Genomic DNA, 20,467 nt, shown 5'->3' with positions numbered 1-20,467 from the left:
TTTAAACAGAATTGAGTAAATTTCGGTTTTTTAATAACGGTTATCACTCGGCATTTCGTGCCGAAACCGACCAGAGGGGAAAGGCTTTTCCCCTCTGGACTCCCCTCGCTTTTTCAAACACGTGATCCGCGCGCTGGCTATGTTTCAGCAACCACAGCGACAGGCTGGAAATCTTGCCGCTGCGCGGTACCCTCTCTCGGTCTTCGAGCCTCAGGTCTCGAAGCCGCTCCGTTCGGCAAGATTTCTGAATCGCCCGTGGGATCTTAAATTCAAAGACAAAATCAACGGCAGACTGTTTTTATCTTTTAGATAAGTTTATTGGCGCGCTTAAAAATGGCACCGAATGAAGGGTGAGGCCTTAGGCCGGGTAACCTGAAATGAGCGGCTGCGGGTCATGTTTCAGCAATATTTCTGAATCGTCCGCAGTTTTTAGAAAAATAAAGAAAGTGAGGTTGTGAAGTATAAGCCTGAGGCCGCTTTCAAAAATCACGCCGTAAGGAGAGGTGGAAAACCGCGGGTCTTTTTACGCGGGTTGTAACCCGACTGAAGGGAACCGCGCAGCGGCGGGATTTTGCGGCTATCACGGCGGCTGATGAAACATAGCCAACGAGCGAAGCGCGCTGTGAAAAAGCGCGGAGTCCAGAGGCCCGCGCGTTACCGGGTCTCTGGTCGGTGTGGGCCGACGCCCACGACCTTGAATTTGAAGTTAAAAGCCGCTATGGCGCCAGCCTTTGTGATTAAATAAAGGATTTCGCCTGCTTCAGCACCACATCACATGCTTTTGTTTTCACTTTCTCTTTCACCTGCGTCAGCCCGCTGCCAAGGTTGTTCAGATCTACACTCTGATCTTTACCGGTTTTCAGTAAACCGCCCAACCCTTGCTGATAATCCTGGCTTTCTGCGCCCGATGCACTCTGGATACCCAGTTTGCTCAGCAACTGATCTTTGACATTCTCGGTGCTGGCTTTGGAAAGCACGTTATTCTTCACACAATATTGCAACACACCGGCGACGTTGTTCGCGCTGGTGGAAGTCAGCGCACTGTCGCCACCGCCGAGCAGTGAGGTCAGGGATGAGGTGGTGCCGGTGCTGTTGGTGTTTTTGCCCGCGCCGTTCAGCCCTTCATTGGCCGCCTGCTGCAACTGCCCCAGCAAATTGTTCTCTGCCTGCGCGCCGCCGGCCAGTAAAATGCCGCTTGCCGCCATCGCCAGGATCACCGTTTTTAATGCTTTCATGTTTTATTCCATCCATTTTACTTAAGTCATGCCGCAAAGCTTGAGCCCAAAGACTCATTTCATCAATAGGATTAAGAGAGAGAAAACGCTGATGGCGCTTTATTTAGGCCATGCCGGCGGTTTTTCCAGAGGTTGTTGCGCCAGCCACAGACCGGAGGCGGTGAAGAAATGCTGGGCCAGCGGTGTGGAGCGCCCCGCTTCGGCGACCACCAGCGCGGCGTGGCGGCTCATCGGCGTGATGTCCAGCGGGCAGCGCTTCAGCGCCGGATGCATGTCATCAATCAGATGCCCGCGCGGCACCAGCGCGCAGCCAATACCGACAAACACGCCCTGCATCAGCTGAAATATCGATGTGCTTTCCAGACGGGGATGAAGTTCCAGCCCGGACTGACGGAAGAAGTTGTCAAGATAACGACGAAAATAGCGGCTGGGCTCGGACAGACACAACGGCAGCGCGACCGCCTGTTCTGCGGTCATCAGGGTCAGGTTTTGCAGCTCAGGGAAATGGTCGGGATGGTAAACCACGTCCACGCCGCCGTCATCGAGCGGTACCAGCTGAAAACGCAGTTCATTGAGGGTGGAAAATTCGAAGAAACCAATGCCGACATCCACCGAATGGCTGCTCAGCGCTTCAATCAGCTGGTCGGCACTGACTTCCGCGACCCGGTAATCCAGCCCCGGATGCACCAGGCTGACCGCTTTGATCAACTGCGCCAGCGAAACGCTGCACTGCGGCATGACGCCGATGCGCAGGGTGCCGCTCATGCCCTGCTTTAACGACTCAACTTCCAGCTTCAGCCCTTCGTACACCGCGACAATTTCCCGCGCCCAGCTCAGTACACGCAGGCCCTCGGCGGTGAAACCTTCAAAATTATTGCCGCGGTTGATCAGGCTAAGCCCGAGTTCTTTCTCAAGATTTTTCAGGCGCATCGACAGCGTCGGCTGGCTGACAAAACTTGCCTCCGCCGCCCGGCCAAAATGCCGCTCGCGCTCGAGATTACACAGGTAGATGAGCTGTTTGATGTCCAAAATATTTTCTGATTAAACCTGGGTTATGCCTTATAGATTGTTTTTTATTATAAGCCATAGTGATGTTTATTACGCAGAGGATTGAAACCGGCCAGCGCATCCTGCCGCTGCTCGCGGGCGCGTCGTGCCAGCGCATACGCCGGATCGCCGTTAAAACCGTGGAATCCGCCCGGATAGATGCTGAACTCCACCGGCACACCGGCGCGAATTAACCGGCGGGCGTAGTCGATATTTTCATCAAGGAATAAATCAATTGAACCGACACCCATCCAGACCGGCGGAAGCCCGCTGAGATCCTCTGCACGCGCTGCGGCGGCGTAACAGGAAATCTCAGCCAGCCCTGCGTCGTGCCCGAGATACGCCTGCCAGCCAAAACGGTTGTCCTCACGTGTCCAGGCGAATTCGCCGGTCACCGGATTAGGGTGACTCTCCGTGACGGTACGGTCGTCGAGCATCGGATACATCAGGTTCTGAAACGCCAGTGTCGGGCCGCCACGGTCGCGGGCCAGCAGCGCCAGAGAGGCCGCCAGCCCTGCACCGGCGCTGTCCCCCATCACACCCATATGCGCAGAATCGATACCCAGAGACTCCGCCTGCTCAGCCATCCAGACCAGTGCGGCATAACAATCTTCCAGCGGACCGGGGAACGGTGTTTCTGGCGCGAGACGGTAATCCACCGAGACAATCACACAATCATGCCGCGCCGCCGTCGGACGGGTCAGCGGCATCGACTGCTCCGGGCTGCCCAGCACATAACCGCCGCCGTGAATATGCAAAATGCCCATCCGCCCTTTCCGGGCATGTTGTGGCGAAATCACCGCCACACGCACCGCCGGCGCACCTTTGCTGCCTTCAACGTGATGATGCGTGACACACACCGGCAAGCCGTCATCCTGTGACAAACTTTCCAGCGCCGCCGCCTGACGCTGCTCACGCATGGCGGGCAAAACGGAGGCTTCCAGCACGCGGGCGGGCATCAGGTCGAGCAACGGACGCAGTTCAGGGTCAACAAGGTGGGCAGTTTTCATCGCGGGATCTTTTCTCCATTTTTCATCCCGTCATTTATAGCGCCTTGAGCCGGTTTTAAAAAGTCTGAATTGTTATGGCTTATGACTGATTAGGTTCGGATTTTTTACGACGTTAAACCCATATAACCCTGGATCCCCATATAAATCCCGACCAGCCCGATCAGCACACTGGAAAAATACGGTGCCCTGCGCGCCAGCGTATTTAACCCGCTCCAGCGTTTAGCTGCCTGCCGGACACTCACCGCGGCAGCCACCCCGACGGTCACCAGCGTCAGCGCCAGCCCGATACTGAAACACACTACCATCGTCGCACCCAGCGCCAGTTGTTTGAGCTGAATGCAGATCAGTAGCACCGTCACAGCGGCCGGACAGGGGATTAACCCGCCGGTCAGGCCGAAAAACAGGATCTGCCCGTTGGTCACTTCCGTACTCGCAAAGCGGCGCTGAATATCGCTGGCATGTGCACGTTCATGTGCATCCTGATATTCCTGCGACGACAGGCTGATGCGCGTCATGCTGCGCAGATGGCCCAGCCCCTGAGGTGGCAGGTGGCGCTGTACATTGTTATGGGCATGGGCGGGAGCGTGGTGATGATCATGATGATGCCCGTGCGAGTGCTCCCTTTTCCACAACCGTTCACCCCGCCAGGTGCGCCAGAACATCCACAGCGCCGTGCCGAGGATGATCACCGCAGACACCATTTGCATCCAGGGTTCCACCGCGTCGGCAGTAAAACGGTTGCTCAGATACATGCCGCCAAAGGCAATGACCCAGACAATCGCCGTGTGCGACACCGTGGCCGCCAGCCCGAGTAAAACGGCCTGCCGGACGGTCCCTTTAATCGCGATGATAAAGGCGGCCATCATGGTTTTCGAATGGCCTGGCTCAAGCCCGTGCAAAATCCCCAGCAATATGGCGCCGGGTATAAACATCCACGCATTTCCCTGCTGCAAAAGTGCTGAAAAGTCATTCATGGTGAGGTATCTCATTGAGGAAGGCGCAGGAATTCTACTCCCCCCCAGTATTAAATACTACCCCCCAGTATACTGGCAATGCTAAGCTGGCCCGGCATTTCGCGTCATACAAGGAGTTAACATGTCCCACACTATTCGCGATAAACAGAAGCTGAAGGCCCGTACCAGCAAGATCCAGGGCCAGGTGGCGGCGTTAAATAAAATGCTGGATGAACCCCACGAGTGTGCCGCTGTTTTACAACAAATCGCGGCGATCCGCGGCGCAGTGAACGGGCTGATGCGGGAAGTGATCAAAGGCCATCTGACTGAACATATTGTTCACGAGGCCGATGAGGTCAAACGCGAAGCCGATCTGGATGTGGTGCTGAGCGTGCTGAATTCCTATGTGAAGTAGTGCGCTCAACACCCCGGCTACCAGATGATCCTGACCCCCAGATTCCCGCTGACGTCTTCGCGGTGATTGCTGTCGTCGTCGCTGGTGTGGCTGGCGGATGAATACAGTTCGATTTGCCGGCTGATACTGGCCGCTAACCCCACACCGACTTCCAGCGCGGTACTTCCGGCGTCCTGCGTGAGGCGATCATTACCCAGCGTGACGCTGGTGGTATCGTCAAATTCATGCCACACGTTGACCGTCAGGAACGGCTGCAAACGCCGTTCAGCCTCCCCGTAACTCCCCTGCACCCGCGCACCGACCCGGCCTGTGTACACCGTATCCTTGCTGTAGTTAATCGATGAAATGCCGTCGTTGCTGTCATCGAGGCTCAGACGCTGGCCGATGATTTGCGCCTGCGGTTCCAGCGACCAGCGTTCTGTCAGGGGGATCGGATACCCGGTTTCCAGTGACGCAGACCAGAGTTTGCCTCCGACATCTGCATCGTTACCGCGCCCGGACGTGGTCGAGCCGTTAAGCCAGGTGTGGATCACCACCAGATCGACATAAGACTGCCCCTTGCCGTGATGCGTCCAGTACGCGCCCGCGCTGTTACCTTCCAGTGTCATATTGCCCGCCCATGCATCCGGCTGAGCACGGATGAAACCGCGCACATCACCTTTGGCCCGCGTGAAACCGTAAAAGATGCCTGCGTTATCCTGTTCGCCGGCCAGCAAATCCTGACCGACCTGAAGCCCGGCGTAATGACCGTCGAATGACGGCGATGTGGTACCGGACCAGGATTGTTCACTGTGGACGCCGAAGGTTCTGGCCCAGCCTGCCGCCTGCCCCGTGGTGTTCACCTGCCCCTGACGGTCATGATAGGTGGCGATCTGATGGATGCCGATCTGCTGCGCGACGGGTGCGACCGCCTGATACAGCGGCGCTTCCTGCCGGTAAAGCGGCACAGCGGTATCGACCGGGGGTAACGTCGGGACGACGGGCGGCGCAACAGGGGGAATGTCCGGCGGGGTCACGGGTGGCGTCACGGACGGAGACTCTGGCGCGGTGACCGGCGGCGTCACGGGTGGCGTCACCGGGGGCGTGATTGGTGGGGTGACCACGATCAGTGAGTTGCGCAGATACCAGCTCTGCGCATCGTCGCTGCTGCCACGAAACAGCAAATAATCATAGGCTCCTGCGGAAACCGAACCGCCTGCCAGCGTAAAGGCGCTGGCGGTCGTGGTCGCGCCGTTAGTGGCTTCCACCAGCATAATGCCGGAACCCGCCGTCGCTACGCCCGTTCCGCCAACATTCGTGACCTGAATCTGTGTGCTGCCGCTGGCCTGCCCGCCGTAAATCACCAGCCGGTCAGATGCCGAATCATCACCGTTTAGCACCGTCTGCAACTTCAGCACGCCGTTATCGCCCACGTAATTGCCGTGAATGGCCAGACGATCGTGGGTGCTGCCTGCGCTGTCGGTCAGATCGAGCGTCCCGGCATTGGTGACGGTAACGTCATTCGCGCCGCCAAAGCCCGCAATGTCCGCCGCACTTTGCCCTCCCGCCAGCAATACGCTGGTGGAATCGATGCTGAGGGTGCCGGTTTGCGTAGTGGCATCGCCCAGCACCAGCGGGCGGGTCATCGACAATTGCGAGGCGGATTGCAGCAGCACACTTTCCCAGTCGATGAAGCGCGACGGGTCACTCAGTTGCGAATTTTCCAGCGTCAGCTGATCCTGCCCCGCGCCGCCCTGAAGTAAGGGCATGGCCGCCAGATTGACGTCAGTCAGACGACGCAGCGTCACGCTGTCGTCCCCTGCGCCCATGTCTGCGGAGCCGCTGAGCGTCCCGCTGTTTTGCCAGATAAAGACGTCATTGCCAGCGGAAAACTGCACCGCGACGCCGTTACCGGTGAGATCACCACTGTTAATCAGCGTGCTGTTGTCGTTGCTTTCAACATGCACGGCACGCTCATTACCGGAGGTGATCGAACCGGTATTTATGATGGTTACCGCGCCAGCAGGGCTGTCGATGCCGTCGCGTCCGGCGTTGATCATGCCGTTATTGGTCAGCGTTCCGCCGCCGGTGGCAAGCACGCCACGCGCACTGGTGCTGGTGATCGTGCCGGTCGCCGTGTTGGTGAAATCGGCACTGGCGCCGAAATACACGCCGTTAGCAAAATCCCCGCGGGTGGAAAGCGAGCCGGAGTTGGTCACGCTGCCCAGAGTTGCGCCACCGTCGTTATTGATGGCATTAGCGCCCAGCCCCTGTGTCACCACGGTTCCGCTGTTGCTGATCGAATTGTCGCTGCCATTCGCCTGTAAACCGGACGCGTTGGTGCCGCTGGTGGTGATGCTGCCGGTATTAGTGAGCTGGTTGCCGCTGCCCTGTGCATAAATCCCGGAGGAAAGCGTACCGGAGGTCGAGATGCTGCCCGTATTAAGCAGGGTGTTGTTTCCGACGGTGGCCGGTGAACTGCCAAAACTGATTATTCCGCTGGAATTCTCCCCGCTGGTGATAATTTGCCCGCCGGACTCGTTGATGGCCTGACTGGTGGTCCCTGAAAGATAGATACCTTCCGACTGAAAGCCCTGCGTGGTGATGGTGCCGACATTGTGCAGGGAGTTACCGGCCAGACGGGCGGAAATACCGTCGAAACTGTCATTGGTGATGTTCAGCGTACCGCGCTGGAAAACCGCGCTGTCGCTGTAAACCAGGACACCGTTTTGATCGCTTAAATTCAGAATAGTGCCAGTGTCAATATTGACCGTGACATTGTCACTTCCTACCACTGCGGTGGCCCCCATCGCGGAGGGGTTGGGGGCAGCGACAGAGCACGTCACGGTCTGTCCTGATACCGGATTAAAGATGTCGCAGCCTGCCAGTGCCGCCTCAGAAAGGCTCAGGCTGACCAGACAGGCCACCATTTTCCTGCAAGAGCACGCAGCAGAAATCTTAAGCTTCTTCACTACACACCTCCCCGCGCCAGCGCAGGCTTTGTCTAATTTTGGAAGGTTAGTAAATAAATATGACTTAAGACGCGGCGAATAATTTTTTTGGGAGGAAATCCACAGGGGCGGGAGCGCTGATGTCTATGCAAAAAGGGGCCGCAGCCCCTTTGGTTATTACTGACAGACAATCAAAAATCAGACGTTATTTTCTGACCTGTTTGGTCGCAAAACCTTTGTTCAGTTTACGCCAGTACACCAGCCAGGTGATCAGCGCACAGACCACGTAAAACACCAGGAAGACTTTCATCGCGCCAGCCGGTGAATTGGTCAGTGCCAGAGAAATACCGAAGGCTTTCGGGATAAAGAAACCGCCGATCGCGCCGATTGAAGAGATGAAACCGAGTGCCGCTGCGGTGTCGGTGACCGCTTCACGCAGGGCTTCGTCTTCGCTGGCACCGCGCGCTTTCGCCCGGTCGGTGGTCAGTTTACGGAAGATCACGGCAATCATCTGGTAAGTTGAACCACTGCCCAGACCGGCCGTCAGGAACAGCACCATGAACACCGCAAAGAACGCCGGGAAGTTGCCGCCCACGCCATTCACCGGCAGGGTCAGGAACAGCAGACCGGCGAAAATCGCCATCAGAATGTAGTTCACCAGCGTCACGCGGATACCGCCCAGACGGTCGGAAAGCATTCCGCCGGCAGAACGCGCCAGTGCGCCAAAGAACGGGCCGAAGAAGGCGTATTGCAGAATGTTGACGTCAGGGAACTGGGTTTTGGTCAGCATCGCGAAACCTGCGGAGAAGCCTATAAACGAACCGAACGTCGCCAGATACAGCACGCTCATGATCCACAGATGGCCGCGTTTCAACACCGGTAACTGCTGGCGGATAGAGGCTTTTGAGGACGCCAGATCGTTCATACCAAACCAGGCAGCGACGGTGCCAATCACCAGGAACGGCACCCAGATCCAGGCCGCATTTTGCAGCCAGATGTCCGCACCGTTAGCCAGGGTTTGTTTATCGCTGAACGCAGCAAACACGCCGAGGGAAATGACCAGCGGAGCCACCAGCTGCATCACGCTGACGCCCAGATTGCCCAGACCACCGTTGATGCCCAGCGCACCGCCCTGCTTCGCTTTCGGGAAGAAGAAGCTGATGTTAGACATGCTTGACGCGAAGTTTGCGCCACCGAAACCGCACAGCAGTGCGATCACCAGGAAGGTATTGTAGGAGGTGGTGGTGTCCTGCACCGCAAAGCCCAGCCACGCACAAGGCAGAACCAGGAAGATGGTGCTCAGTGCCGTCCAGCGGCGGCCGCCAAACAGCGGGATCATAAAGGAGTAAGGCACCCGCAGCAGCGCGCCGGAAACGGAAGGAATGGCGGTCAGCATGAACAGCTGATCGGTGGTGAAGTTAAAGCCGACTTTGTTCAGATTCACGGAAACCAGGCTGAACAGCATCCAGACGCAGAAGCCCAGTAACAGACAAGGGACGGAGATCCATAAATTTCGGCTGGCGACTTTATGACCGGTCTTTTCCCAAAATGCCGGATCCTCCGGGCGCCAGTCCTGCAACAGGCGGGACGGTTTTTCCGTCGGTGTAGCTGATGTGTGTGACATATGAACCTCGAGTTGAAGCGCGTTATTGTTGTAATGGTGGAGTTATGTCGCACACACTAGGTAGAGCACCGCTTAGGGATGTTGATACAAATCAACGCAAAGGCAGGTGGAAAATGACGATAAAATAACCATGGCCTCTTTGTGAGTATCAGCTTCCTGTCCAATTAACTGCTAATATTCATCAGGTTGATAACGCAATGTGCTTCTTGCTACCGCATCCATACCTCCGATGGAAATAAAGGAGTAATCACAAAGGGGTATAGGGAAAGTCGTGCGGATCATAAAAAATGCCCCCTCTTGCCATGCGGTTAACCTAGCCATAATCGGTATATAAAGAATTACTTAACGCTTTTACAGCCACCGGAAACCCTGTTGATGCTCAAACGCGCCCTGCCTTCTCTCTCGCTTGTCAGCCAGATCACCCTGCTGATGCTGCTTCTCGGCCTGCTGGGCATAGGCGGCATGGGCATGGCGGCGTGGATGGCGGGAAGTATCGAAGGCAATGCCCACGCCATCAATAAAGCCGGTTCGCTGCGTATGCAGAGTTACCGGCTGCTGTCGGAAGTGCCGCTCAGTGGCAAAAACGCCGCGTATATTCGCCAGATGGAGATTGACCAGAACAGCGCCGATTTGTTGCAGGCGGTGGAACGCGAAAACCTGCAACCGCAATTTCTGGCACTGCGTAATTACTGGCAAACCACGCTGCGCCATCAGGTGATGGCGGCGAAACATCCGCAGGACGTCTCCGCCAATATGGCGGTGTTTGTCGGCCAGCTCGACGTGCTGGTCGCCGCGCTCGAACATAAAACCGAATACCATTTACAGCAGATTTCACTGATTCAGCGCGCACTGGTCGCCGTCACCCTGCTGCTGCTCGCCGTGACCATCTGGTTCCTGCGCCGCCATCTGCTGACGCCGTGGCGCAATTTGCTGTCGCAGGCCAGCGCCATCACCGCCGGGGATTTCAGCCACCGCTATCAGCGCAAACGCGTGGCGAACGGCGACGCGCACAATGAGATGGATATCCTCGGCGATTCGCTCAACAGCATGTCTCTGGCCCTGGGGGAAATGGTCGATAATCTGGCGCAGCGTGTGACGGAAAAAACCGCCGATCTGCAACAGAAAAATCAGGTGCTGGATTATCTGTACCGCGTGAGCCGTCAGCTGCACACCAGCGAGCCGCTGGATGCGCGGATGCAGCCGGTGCTGAAAGAATTGCAGTCTCTTACGCCGCTGCGGGGAGTGCAGCTGCGTCAGTACGAAAACAACAGCGCCGAGGTGTTCAATGAGTTCAATAATGCCTCGCCGCGCCAGCCGGTCAGCCCGAAAGTCGGTGAACAGACGGATGAGGACGGGGATTCACTGAGCTGGAGTCTGCGCGATGAGCGCGACAATTACGGCGTTCTGCTGGCGCAGTTGCCGCCGGGGGAGCATCTGGATGACGATCAGCAACAGCTGATCAAAATGCTGATGGAGCAGCTGACCAGCACCCTGATGCTGGCCCGTCAGGCGGAACATCAGCAGCAACTGATGCTGATGGAAGAGCGTTCGGCCATTGCCCGCGAGCTGCACGATTCGCTGGCGCAGTCACTCTCCTGCCTGAAAATCCAGGTCGCCTGTTTGCAGATGCACGCCAGCACGTTCTCCGAAGAGGATAAAAACCTGTTACAGCAGATGCGCGATGAACTGAGCACCGCTTACCGCCAGCTGCGCGAGCTGCTGACCACGTTCCGCCTGACCCTCAATACCCCCGGCCTGCGCGCGGCGCTGCAACACACGGTGGATGAATTCTCCCGCCGCATGGGGCTGACCATCGGTTTCGATTATCAGATCCCCCCGCGTTCCGTTGCGGCGAATCAGGGAATTCATCTGCTGCACATCGCCCGTGAAGCGCTGAACAATGCTTATAAACACGCCCGCGCCACGCAGGTGTCGGTGTCCCTGCACTGCGATGACGGGGAAATTACCCTGCGCATTAGCGACAACGGCCAGGGCATTTCACCGAACGCCGAACGGCAAAATCATTATGGCCTGATCATCATGCAGGATCGCGCCAGCACCTTACATGGCACCTGTCGGTTCGACCGACGTCCGGACGGCGGCACTGAAGTGCTCGTGCGTTTCCGCCCGGAAGCCCTGCCAATTAATCCCCAGGAGCAAGTATGAACGACATCACCCCCTCCACTATTTTGCTGATTGACGATCATCCTATGCTGCGCAACGGCGTGAAACAGCTGATCGCGCTGGACGCCAGCCTGAAAGTGATCGGCGAAGCCAGTAACGGCGAGCAAGGCGTGGAACTGGCAAAACAGCTGGATCCGGACCTGATTTTGCTGGATCTGAATATGCCCGGCATGAACGGTCTGGACACACTGGATAAAATGCGCCAGACCTCGCTGTCAGGCCGCGTGGTGGTTTTCAGCGTCTCCAATCATGAAGATGACGTGGTGACCGCGCTTAAACGCGGCGCCGATGGCTATCTGCTTAAAGACATGGAGCCGGAAGATTTACTGGCCGCGCTGCACAACGCCGCTGCAGGAAAAATGGTGCTCAGCGAAGCGCTGACGCCGGTGTTAGCAGCCAGCCTGCGGGAAAGCCGCCCGAGCGGTGACCGCGATATTCAGTCCCTGACACCGCGCGAACGCGACATCATCAAACTGATCGCCGAAGGTCTGCCGAATAAGATGATCGCCCGCCGTCTTAACATCACCGAAAGCACGGTGAAAGTTCACGTCAAACATCTGCTGAAAAAGATGAAACTGAAATCACGCGTCGAAGCCGCCGTGTGGGTGTTGCAGAGTAACGTCTTGTAAGACGGTCTTTTATGCGGGGCACGGCGATGTCGCCCCGCTGCTGATCGGATTTGTCTGCCGCATCGCAATCTAAATCGAAATCATTACTATTCCGCTTTAATTTTCGCTACTCTGTCCGCATGATTTATAGCGCCGAATCCTATTCGCCCCCGACAATGCAAAGATTTCTCGACAGTTTCCGTGATACGCCCGTCAGTTGGGTGGCGGACACCTTTAAACCGCTGACGCCGCTGGTCACCAACGCGGTGCCTGTGACGCATCTCACCACCCCCGAAGGCTGCGCCAGCATGCTTAAACGCTATCTGGATGCCAATTCTGCTGACGCCGCGCAGTGCGACACACGCCGCGCGCGGATTTCGATGTGGTCACAGTGGTATTTCGCCACCCTGCTGCCAAGCTGGGTGATCGTCTCGCTGCGTCATGGCTGGCAGTTGCCGATCGCCGCCGAAAACGTCTACCTGTGTATGCAGGAAGAGGGGCTACCCTCGCAGATTTATCTCGATGGCGAAGGCGAAGCGTTGACCTCTTCTGAACCGATGGCGCGTTTCGATGTGATGATCGAGCAGCATTTACGCCCGGTGTGTGAAGCGCTGGCAGAATTCTCCGGCCTCAAGCCGGGTATCTACTGGAGTAATGCCGCCATCCGCGTTGGCTGGGGCGTAAAACAGGCCGAGCTGGTGAACGCAGATATCGCCGACGGCATGGCGCTCATGGAATCTCGCGAACTGCGCTATGGCGGTAAAAACCCGCTGTTTCAGCCGATGCGTGCCGAAAATCCGGCTGACCCGGACAGCCCGCAATACCGCAAACAGTGCTGTCTGCGTTACGATCTGGCTGACCATGCGATGTGCCCTTCCTGCCCGTTATTGCTAGCAGAACGTAAATCTGGCAAAAGACGCAAAACGCTGGCGGAGTAATTTCGTGACCCGCCAGCCACTTACAAAAATTGACATAGTTAAGTCTAAAAAATCATTGGATCTTAGCCACAGATAATTATAAGAATTAGGTTATATAGACCAACGAGGTATTTATCATGACTATGAAAAAACCTGAGAGCTGGCCCTCCGCCCTCAACTCGCTGGCCTCAGACGTGCTTGCCACGCTGTCGCAACCCGTTAACCGCGTATGGAATATGTTAACTGGCACTCAGCAGCCGCTCAGAGCAAGGATTGTTCACCGTTATGCCGTGCCGTCCTCGCGCACCATCAGCGTGGCGGAAGGATTCTTCGGGTTTATCCCGGTGGAATCGTATGAAAACGAGCGCTTCATTCTGGAAGTCGCTTACGCCGACAAACAGTATCAGGTTGAAGTACCGCGCGCGTATTACCAGAAAAGTAACATCGGCGACGGGATCGACATCCACACGCTCTGAACCTTTTCACCCTCTCCTTTTTCCGCTAACAGGCGATGCTCACGGGCATCGCCTGTTTTGTTTTGCCTCGTCATTCCTCTTTAAATTCTGTTCAACTCCACAGATTTCGCTTTTATTTTGCTCAGTTCCTGAAAAATATTGACATAATGATCACCTGAATTTAGAAAATTATTTACATTCCATTCTGATAACGATCTGAGGTTTTTGATGACCAGCCAGACTTCCCCTGCTGTAACCAGCGCCAGCCAGTCCCGTCGTGCACTCGTCGCCGGTTCGGTCGGCAACTTTATCGAATGGTACGAATTCGGTGTTTACGGTTATCTGGCGACGCTGATCGCCGGTAACTTCTTCACCCTCGAAGGCCAGAGCGGGCTCACCGGCTTATTGCTCACCTACGCCTCTTTCGCCCTGGCATTTTTCTGCCGCCCGATAGGCGCGATCATTTTTGGCCGCATCGGCGACCGCATTGGCCGTAAGCCTACGCTTATCGCCGTCGTGCTGCTGATGACCGTCGCCACCGCCATCATTGGTCTGCTGCCCACTTATGCGCAGATCGGCGTGGCGGCACCGCTGTTACTGACGCTGATGCGCATGTTCCAGGGGCTGTTTGCCGGGGGAGAATTTGGCGGCGCGGTTTCGCTGATGACCGAGTTCGCACCGAAGGGCAAGCGCGGGATTTACGGCGCATGGCAGTCGTTTACCGTGTCACTGGGTTTACTGACCGGCGTCGGGCTGGTGGCGATTCTGGTGCAGACACTGCCGGAAGCGCAGATGAAAGACTGGGGCTGGCGTATTCCGTTCCTGCTGGCCTTGCCGATGGGGCTGGTGGCGCTGTGGCTGCGTCTGAAACTCGATGAAACACCGAGCTTTGTCGCCAGTAAAAAACCGGATGTCAAAACCCGGCAGACGGCGGCGGAAAAAGCTTCCGCCATTGCCACCGCGAAAGCCATCGCCCTGGGTATTGGCCGTATGATGGGCTGGTCAGCGGGCGGTTATACGTTTCTGGTGGTGATGCCTTCTTATCTGCAAACCTCGCTGCACGCCACGTTCTTACAGGCGCTGGTGGCCACCGTGCTGGCGAACGTCGGTTTCGCCATTGCCATTCTTCCTTCCGGCTGGCTGAGCGATAAAATTGGCCGTAAAAAAGTCATGATGGCCGCCGTGCTGGCGGTGATTATTCTCAGCTTCCCGCTGCTGCATTTGCTGCAAAACCCTGAGAGCAGCCTGCTGGCGAAAGGCATTGCGGTGCTGATCGCCGGTGCCACCATCGGCATGATCGCCGGCCCCGGTCCGGCCATGCTGGCGGAAATGTTCCCGACCCGCGTGCGCTACACCGGCCTTGGTCTGTCGTACTCACTGTCGAATGCGGTATTTTCGGGCTGTGCGGGGCTTATCATCACCGGTCTTATTAAAGAAACCGGCAATCTGGATATTCCGGCGTACTACGTGGTAGCCACCTGTATCGTCAGTCTGTTTGCGCTAATGACCTTGCGCAAAGATGACCACCTGCGCGAACTGGAAAAATAGCCGATGAAAGGAATGAATTTGCAGTCGCGGCTGGAGGCGTTGCAGGGCAGTTTTTCGCAGGCGGAACAGCGGGTGATTACCCTGATCATCAGCGATCCGCCCGGCGTGGCGCAGCTCGGCGTGGCCGAACTGGCAAAGCGCGCCGCCACCAGCACCGCAACCGTGGTGCGCGCCAGTCGTCGTTTAGGCTTCGAAGGCTATCCGGCGCTGCGGCTGGCGTTAGCCGCTGAACTGCCGCGCAATGCCCCGGCGGGAGAACCGCTGGTGGCCGACATCGGCGAGGGCGACACGCCGAAACAGATCCTGCATAAACTGCTGGCGTTTGAAGTGGAAGGCGCGAGCGCTACCGCGCAACTGCTCAGCGGCGACACCCTCGAACAGGCCGTCAGCGTGCTGTCGCAGGCGCGGCGTATCGACGTTTACGGTGCCGGTGCCTCCGCGCTGGTGGCACAGGATTTTTGCCAGAAACTGCGCCGTATTGGCGTCATCGCTCAGACCTACGGCAGCACCGATGAAAGTCTGGTCAGCGCCTGCCAGTTAACCGCCGCCGATGTGGCGCTGGCGATTTCCCACTCCGGTGAAACCACCGGCGTGCTGGACGCGCTGATGCAGGCCAAAAGCAGCGGCGCAATGACCTTATCTATCACCGCTGGCGGGCGTTCCCCCCTCGCCCGCAAAGCTGACGTCGTGCTGCTGACCAGCGGTCGCGAACTGGGTTTTCGCGCCGCCGCGATGGCCAGCCGCACCAGCCAGTTGCTGATCATCGACTGTCTTTATATCGGTATCGCCCAGCGTCTGCCGGGTGCGCGTGATGCGCTGCGTAAAACCCACGACGCCGTCCGCCAGCGCCGCCGCTGAATTTACTGCGATCCGGAACGCGCCTTCTATACTTCTTAAAACACGACGTTTTATGAGGGCAACTATGTTCACCCATCGTTTGGTATTTCCTGCCAGCGTGCTGCGCGGGCGCGGGGCGATTAAACATCTTGGCGCGATGTGCGGACGTTTAGGCCAGCGCGCCATGCTGGTGGGCGGCAAACGCGCCATTGCCAGCGTCGAGGCAAAAGTCGCCGATCAGCTCGAACAGCAGATGGTGAGCTATCTTGGCAGCGAAGTGTTCAGCGGCGAATGTTGCCAGCAGGAAATCAACCGCCTGGCCGACATCTTCCGCACCCAGGGCGTCGAGGTGATTATCGCCACCGGCGGCGGCAAAGCCATCGACACCGCCAAAGCCGCGGGCGTCGCCTGCAACATTCCCGTGGTGACACTGCCGAGCATTGCAGGCACCTGTTCTGCCATCACCTCACTGACCTTTCGCTACCACGAAGACGGTCAGTTCCGCGATATGTTCCCCCTCTCCTGCGGCCCGGCGGCGGTGGTGATTGACGCCGATCTTCTCGCCACCTCGCCGCTGCACTGGCTTTCGGCAGGCATCGGCGACACGCTGGCAAAGTGGTATGAGTACCGCGCCATCAGCGATCTTAATCAGCTCACCGGCCTGGCGGGCGTTGCGCGAACCAACAGTGAACTCTGTTATACCCTTATCGAACATTTCGCCGCCGATGCCTGTTTCGCGGTGCAGGAAGGTAAAGCCAACAACGCCCTCGAGCAGGTCCTCGACGCAATTTTCCTCTACGCCGGGCTGACCTCAGTGATGAGTAACGGCGCCCATACCGGCGCAGCACATGCCTTATACGAAGGGTTCACCGCCTGCGCCAAAACCCGCCACGTCGCCCACGGCCTGCTGGTCGGTTACGGTAATCTGTGCCTGCTGGCGCTCGAAGGCCGCAGCGACGAAGAATTACTGACCGCCATCGCCCTCGCGCGTGCCAGTGCGGTGCCGACACAACTTTCTCAGCTCGCCGAGGGGATCACAGAGGAAGATCTGGCCGTGATTATTGACAGAAGCCTGAGTACACCGGATATGGGGAACATGCCGGGGGAGATCACGTTTGGGGGGGTTCGCGGGGCGATAGAGAGAATAGAGTTGATATCCTTGTCAGGGGGGAGTTAATCAGGGGGTTCTGTTAACACTTCAAGGTCAAAACCTTGGGCTCGCCGCCCAAACGGGCCTTAAGGGGGGCTTATCGCCGCCCCCCTTAAGAATCCCAGGCTCTTTCACTGCGCGCTGCCGCTCGCTGGCTATGTTTCAGAAACTCCTCCTATTGCCGCAAACGCCGCCGCTGCGCGGTCCTCTCATTTCAGGTTCGGACCCGCTCGGAAAAACACCCTCGCGGTTTCTCACCGTTCATTCGACGTCGTTTTGAGCGCGGCCAGAGGCTATGTAAAACGGAGGTTTTTCCCCTCCCCTGCGATTTGTATGAGAAAAGTAAAACAAAACCAAACTGATTTCCTTTGACTTTAAAATGCCATTGGCCGCGCTCAAAAATCACGCCGGAGAGAGTGGTGGAAAACCGCGCATGTTTTTGCGCGGGTTGTAACCCGAGCGGAGGGCACCGCGAAGCGGCGGGATTTTGCGGCAATAGCCGTAGCCGCTGGAATATAGCCCGCGAGCGGCAGCGCGCAGTTCAAGAGCCCGGGGGGTCTTGGGGGGCGGCGGCGATAGGCCGCCCCCCAAGTCGGTGTGGGCCGACGCCCACGACCTTGAACTTGAACTTGAACTTGAACTTGAACTTGAACTTGACCTTAAACTCAAAGCCCCAGCATGCCAAACTGTTATACACATCCATTACCAAACTGTATCTGTTATACACCCCCTCCCCATGTTTCAATCCCTTCCCTCATGAAACCATGAAACGCCACAATTTGAATAAATTTTAACCAATGTGGTTCTACCACCTATCCTTGGTTAAAGGGATCACCTGCAAAAAAAGAGGTTCTATGTTTGGTCTGGATGCCCTGGAGCTGGCACGTATACAGTTCGCTTTCACCGTTTCCTTCCACATTATTTTTCCGGCTATCACCATCGGGCTTGCCAGTTTTCTGGCGGTGCTTGAGGGCATGTGGCTGAAAACAAAGAAAGAGGAATACCGCGACCTTTACCATTTCTGGTCGAAAATATTTGCCGTTAACTTCGGGATGGGTGTGGTGTCCGGGCTGGTGATGGCTTACCAGTTCGGCACAAACTGGAGCTTTTTCTCCTCGTTCGCCGGGAGCATTACCGGCCCGTTGCTCACTTATGAAGTCCTGACCGCCTTCTTCCTCGAAGCCGGTTTTCTTGGCGTCATGCTGTTCGGCTGGAACAGAGTCGGCCCCGGCCTGCACTTTTTCGCGACCTGTATGGTGGCGCTCGGCACGCTGATGTCCACGTTCTGGATCCTGGCCTCCAACAGCTGGATGCACACGCCGCAAGGGTATGAAATCGTCAATAACCAGGTGATCCCGGTCGACTGGTTTAAAGTGATTTTCAATCCGTCATTCCCTTACCGCCTGCTGCATATGACCACCGCCGCGTTCCTGTCTTCGGCGTTCTTTGTGGGCGCGTCTGCCGCCTGGCATCTGCTGAAAGGCCGCAACACGCCCGCGATGCGCACCATGCTGTCGATGGCAATGTGGATGGCGCTGATCGTCTCGCCCATTCAGGCCTTTCTCGGTGATGCGCACGGCCTGAATACCCTGAAATATCAGCCCGCTAAAATCGCCGCCATTGAAGGCCACTGGGAGAATAAAAACAGTGAACCGACGCCGCTTATTCTGTTCGGTTACCCCGACATGCAACGCGAGGAAACCCGTTACGCCCTCGAAATCCCTTATCTGGGCAGCCTGATCCTCACGCACAGTCTGTCCGAGCAAATTCCGGCACTGAAATCTTTCCCGAAAGAGGATCGCCCGAATTCGACCATCATTTTCTACACCTTCCGCATCATGGCCGGTCTGGGGATGCTGATGATTGTGCTCGGTCTGTGGAGTCTGGTGCTGCGCTGGCGCGGCAATCTGTATGAGAACAAAGCGTTCCTGCGCTTTGCCTTATGGATGGGGCCTTCCGGGCTGATTGCCCTGCTGGCGGGGTGGTTTACCACGGAAATCGGGCGGCAGCCGTGGGTCGTATATGGCCTGCTGCGCACTAAAGATGCCGTCTCCAGCCACGGGGCGATGCAAATGAGCATCAGCCTGCTGCTGTTTGTAGTGATTTACTCGTCGGTGTTTGGCGTGGGCTATCTCTACATGATGAAGCTCATCCGCAAAGGGCCGCAGCCGCACGAAGGACAAAGCAGCGAACACGGCGGTCCGGGGCAACATCGCACACCGGCGCGTCCGCTGTCGGCCATCAAAGAACCACTCGAAGACGAAAGCAAAGGAGTCTGACATGGGTATCGATCTTCCGCTGATTTGGTTTTTGATCATCGTCTTTGGCGTGATGATGTACGTGGTAATGGACGGCTTTGATCTGGGGATCGGCCTGCTGTTTCCGCTGGTGAAAGAAGAGCATGAACGCGATGTGATGATGAACACCGTCGCCCCGGTCTGGGACGGCAACGAAACCTGGCTGGTGCTTGGCGGCGCAGGGCTGTTCGGTGCGTTTCCGCTGGCGTATTCGGTGATCCTCGATGCGCTGGCGATCCCGCTGACGTTAATGCTGTTTGGCCTGATTTTTCGCGGCGTGGCCTTTGAGTTTCGCTTCAAAGCCAGCGCAGAGAAACGCCATGTGTGGGATAAATCTTTTATCGGCGGTTCGGTGCTGGCGACGTTCTGTCAGGGCGTGGTGCTGGGCGCGGTGATAAGTGGCATTCCGGTGGTGAACCGGGCGTATGCGGGTGGCGCGCTGGACTGGCTGACGCCGTTTAACCTGTTTTGCGGCGCGGGTCTGGTGGTGGCTTACGCCCTGCTCGGCTGCACCTGGCTTATCATGAAAACCGAAGGACACTTGCAGGACAACATGCACAGCCGCGTCAGGCCGCTGCTGTTCACCCTGCTGGCCGTGCTGGCGGTGATCAGTATCTGGACGCCGCTCACCCACGGCGATATCGCCGACCGCTGGTTCACGCGGCCAAATCTGTTCTGGTTCCTGCCCGTTCCGGTGCTGGTGGTGCTGGTGTCGGTATGGATGCTGCGGGCGGTGCAACGTCGGGCGCACCATGCGCCGTTCCTGCTGACGCTGGCGCTGGTGTTCCTCGGCTATACCGGTCTGGGCATCAGTATCTGGCCGAATATTATTCCGCCGTCTGTGTCGATCTGGGAGGCGTCGTCCCCGCCGCAAAGTCAGGGCTTTATGCTGGTGGGCGCGCTGTTTATCATCCCTGTGATTCTGGTTTACACCTTCTGGAGCTACTACGTTTTCCGCGGGAAAGTGACGCCGGAACAGGGCTACCATTGAGGCTGGAGAGGTAAATGATGAAAAAACTGATCAGAGAAATGGACGATGACACCGTCATCAGGCAGCCGTTCTGGAAACGCATCGGCTGGATGGCGATGATCTGGCTGGGCAGCGTGCTGGCGCTGTTTGCCGTTGCGTCAGTGTTTAAGCTGCTGATGGCCGCAGCGGGAATGCGCACACACTAGGAAAAGCAGGCAGAACAGCACATGTCTGCCAGTGAGAAAGAAAAAAACCTCCGTCATGGCTGGCGGAGGTTTTTCATTAGC

Annotated in this window: 17 protein-coding genes; 11 read left to right on the top strand and 6 right to left on the bottom strand. The window is 57.2% G+C overall.

What is annotated here, in order from left to right; translation table 11 throughout:
• Positions 1-737 precede the first annotated feature (737 nt).
• From ABSH60_RS19325 to ABSH60_RS19310, 4 genes are all read right to left on the bottom strand, one after another.
• The gene (locus ABSH60_RS19325; protein WP_056780352.1) at positions 738-1,235 is read right to left on the bottom strand and encodes a DUF2501 domain-containing protein; all 498 of its coding nucleotides are present in this window, start codon (positions 1,233-1,235) and stop codon (positions 738-740) included.
• Between the two features lie 99 nt (positions 1,236-1,334).
• Positions 1,335-2,264: a LysR substrate-binding domain-containing protein gene (locus ABSH60_RS19320; protein ID WP_390975351.1), complete on the bottom strand. Its 930-nt coding sequence runs from the start codon at positions 2,262-2,264 to the stop codon at positions 1,335-1,337.
• A gap of 47 nt (positions 2,265-2,311) precedes the next feature.
• Complete coding sequence (locus ABSH60_RS19315) at positions 2,312-3,292, bottom strand: alpha/beta hydrolase fold domain-containing protein (protein ID WP_390975348.1); 981 nt, start codon at positions 3,290-3,292, stop codon at positions 2,312-2,314.
• Between the two features lie 104 nt (positions 3,293-3,396).
• Entirely contained in the window at positions 3,397-4,266 is an 870-nt protein-coding gene (locus ABSH60_RS19310) for a nickel/cobalt efflux transporter (protein ID WP_390975346.1), read from the bottom strand.
• Positions 4,267-4,387: 121 nt separating this feature from the next.
• On the opposite strand from ABSH60_RS19310, the gene rcnR reads away from it, so the two are divergent.
• Positions 4,388-4,660 (top strand): Ni(II)/Co(II)-binding transcriptional repressor RcnR, encoded by a 273-nt coding sequence (gene rcnR / locus ABSH60_RS19305; RefSeq protein WP_056780366.1) that lies wholly within the window; start codon positions 4,388-4,390, stop codon positions 4,658-4,660.
• A 17-nt stretch (positions 4,661-4,677) separates the two neighbouring features.
• On the opposite strand, the gene ABSH60_RS19300 is transcribed toward rcnR, so the two are convergent.
• Together ABSH60_RS19300 and ABSH60_RS19295 are read right to left on the bottom strand one after the other, a co-directional pair.
• Positions 4,678-7,611 (bottom strand): autotransporter outer membrane beta-barrel domain-containing protein, encoded by a 2,934-nt coding sequence (locus ABSH60_RS19300; protein WP_390975344.1) that lies wholly within the window; start codon positions 7,609-7,611, stop codon positions 4,678-4,680.
• Between the two features lie 184 nt (positions 7,612-7,795).
• Positions 7,796-9,214 carry a NarK family nitrate/nitrite MFS transporter gene (locus ABSH60_RS19295; RefSeq protein WP_056780373.1) on the bottom strand — a complete coding sequence of 473 codons (1,419 nt, stop codon included), beginning with the start codon at positions 9,212-9,214 and terminating at the stop codon, positions 7,796-7,798.
• 375 nt (positions 9,215-9,589) lie between these two features.
• Between ABSH60_RS19295 and narX the strand changes: the two genes are divergently transcribed.
• The 10 genes from narX to ABSH60_RS19245 all read left to right on the top strand — a co-directional run bounded on the left by narX (position 9,590) and on the right by ABSH60_RS19245 (position 20,386).
• Positions 9,590-11,380 (top strand): nitrate/nitrite two-component system sensor histidine kinase NarX, encoded by a 1,791-nt coding sequence (gene narX / locus ABSH60_RS19290; RefSeq protein ID WP_390975826.1) that lies wholly within the window; start codon positions 9,590-9,592, stop codon positions 11,378-11,380.
• Positions 11,377-12,027 carry a two-component system response regulator NarL gene (gene narL, locus ABSH60_RS19285; protein ID WP_056780379.1) on the top strand — a complete coding sequence of 217 codons (651 nt, stop codon included), beginning with the start codon at positions 11,377-11,379 and terminating at the stop codon, positions 12,025-12,027. Before narX ends, narL begins: the two co-directional genes overlap by 4 nt.
• Before the next feature lie 155 nt (positions 12,028-12,182).
• Positions 12,183-12,944: a siderophore-iron reductase FhuF gene (gene fhuF, locus ABSH60_RS19280; RefSeq protein ID WP_390975342.1), complete on the top strand. Its 762-nt coding sequence runs from the start codon at positions 12,183-12,185 to the stop codon at positions 12,942-12,944.
• A 116-nt stretch (positions 12,945-13,060) separates the two neighbouring features.
• The gene (locus ABSH60_RS19275; protein WP_056780385.1) at positions 13,061-13,399 is read left to right on the top strand and encodes a hypothetical protein; all 339 of its coding nucleotides are present in this window, start codon (positions 13,061-13,063) and stop codon (positions 13,397-13,399) included.
• A gap of 207 nt (positions 13,400-13,606) precedes the next feature.
• A complete protein-coding gene (locus tag ABSH60_RS19270; RefSeq protein WP_122095428.1) occupies positions 13,607-14,926 on the top strand; it encodes an MFS transporter in 1,320 nt (439 codons plus the stop codon).
• A gap of 3 nt (positions 14,927-14,929) precedes the next feature.
• Complete coding sequence (locus ABSH60_RS19265) at positions 14,930-15,784, top strand: MurR/RpiR family transcriptional regulator (protein ID WP_122095429.1); 855 nt, start codon at positions 14,930-14,932, stop codon at positions 15,782-15,784.
• A gap of 64 nt (positions 15,785-15,848) precedes the next feature.
• Positions 15,849-16,940: an iron-containing alcohol dehydrogenase gene (locus tag ABSH60_RS19260; RefSeq protein WP_390975339.1), complete on the top strand. Its 1,092-nt coding sequence runs from the start codon at positions 15,849-15,851 to the stop codon at positions 16,938-16,940.
• An 827-nt stretch (positions 16,941-17,767) separates the two neighbouring features.
• Entirely contained in the window at positions 17,768-19,192 is a 1,425-nt protein-coding gene (locus tag ABSH60_RS19255; protein WP_390975337.1) for a cytochrome ubiquinol oxidase subunit I, read from the top strand.
• 1 nt (position 19,193) lies between these two features.
• Positions 19,194-20,201, top strand: coding sequence for a cytochrome d ubiquinol oxidase subunit II (cydB, locus tag ABSH60_RS19250; protein WP_390975334.1), 1,008 nt, complete (start codon positions 19,194-19,196; stop codon positions 20,199-20,201).
• A 38-nt stretch (positions 20,202-20,239) separates the two neighbouring features.
• Positions 20,240-20,386: a DUF2474 domain-containing protein gene (locus ABSH60_RS19245; RefSeq protein WP_217204176.1), complete on the top strand. Its 147-nt coding sequence runs from the start codon at positions 20,240-20,242 to the stop codon at positions 20,384-20,386.
• Positions 20,387-20,467 lie beyond the last annotated feature (81 nt).

The organism is Rahnella sp. R3(2024) (assembly GCF_042920125.1).
Lineage (GTDB): Bacteria > Pseudomonadota > Gammaproteobacteria > Enterobacterales > Enterobacteriaceae > Rahnella > Rahnella rivi.
The sequence above is the reverse complement of the archived record's forward strand: the minus strand, read 5'-3'. Positions and strand labels throughout refer to the sequence as shown.

Bases quoted from the DNA above. Each gene is read 5' to 3' on its own strand.
- ABSH60_RS19325 (WP_056780352.1), bottom strand. From the start codon at position 1,235: ATGAAAGCATTAAAAACGGTGATCCTGGCGATGGCGGCAAGCGGCATT.
- ABSH60_RS19315 (WP_390975348.1), bottom strand. From the start codon at position 3,292: ATGAAAACTGCCCACCTTGTTGACCCTGAACTGCGTCCGTTGCTCGAC.
- ABSH60_RS19310 (WP_390975346.1), bottom strand. From the start codon at position 4,266: ATGAATGACTTTTCAGCACTTTTGCAGCAGGGAAATGCGTGGATGTTT.
- rcnR (WP_056780366.1), top strand. From the start codon at position 4,388: ATGTCCCACACTATTCGCGATAAACAGAAGCTGAAGGCCCGTACCAGC.
- ABSH60_RS19295 (WP_056780373.1), bottom strand. From the start codon at position 9,214: ATGTCACACACATCAGCTACACCGACGGAAAAACCGTCCCGCCTGTTG.
- narX (WP_390975826.1), top strand. From the start codon at position 9,590: ATGCTCAAACGCGCCCTGCCTTCTCTCTCGCTTGTCAGCCAGATCACC.
- narL (WP_056780379.1), top strand. From the start codon at position 11,377: ATGAACGACATCACCCCCTCCACTATTTTGCTGATTGACGATCATCCT.
- fhuF (WP_390975342.1), top strand. From the start codon at position 12,183: ATGCAAAGATTTCTCGACAGTTTCCGTGATACGCCCGTCAGTTGGGTG.
- ABSH60_RS19275 (WP_056780385.1), top strand. From the start codon at position 13,061: ATGACTATGAAAAAACCTGAGAGCTGGCCCTCCGCCCTCAACTCGCTG.
- ABSH60_RS19270 (WP_122095428.1), top strand. From the start codon at position 13,607: ATGACCAGCCAGACTTCCCCTGCTGTAACCAGCGCCAGCCAGTCCCGT.
- ABSH60_RS19265 (WP_122095429.1), top strand. From the start codon at position 14,930: ATGAAAGGAATGAATTTGCAGTCGCGGCTGGAGGCGTTGCAGGGCAGT.
- ABSH60_RS19260 (WP_390975339.1), top strand. From the start codon at position 15,849: ATGTTCACCCATCGTTTGGTATTTCCTGCCAGCGTGCTGCGCGGGCGC.
- ABSH60_RS19255 (WP_390975337.1), top strand. From the start codon at position 17,768: ATGTTTGGTCTGGATGCCCTGGAGCTGGCACGTATACAGTTCGCTTTC.
- cydB (WP_390975334.1), top strand. From the start codon at position 19,194: ATGGGTATCGATCTTCCGCTGATTTGGTTTTTGATCATCGTCTTTGGC.
- ABSH60_RS19245 (WP_217204176.1), top strand. From the start codon at position 20,240: ATGGACGATGACACCGTCATCAGGCAGCCGTTCTGGAAACGCATCGGC.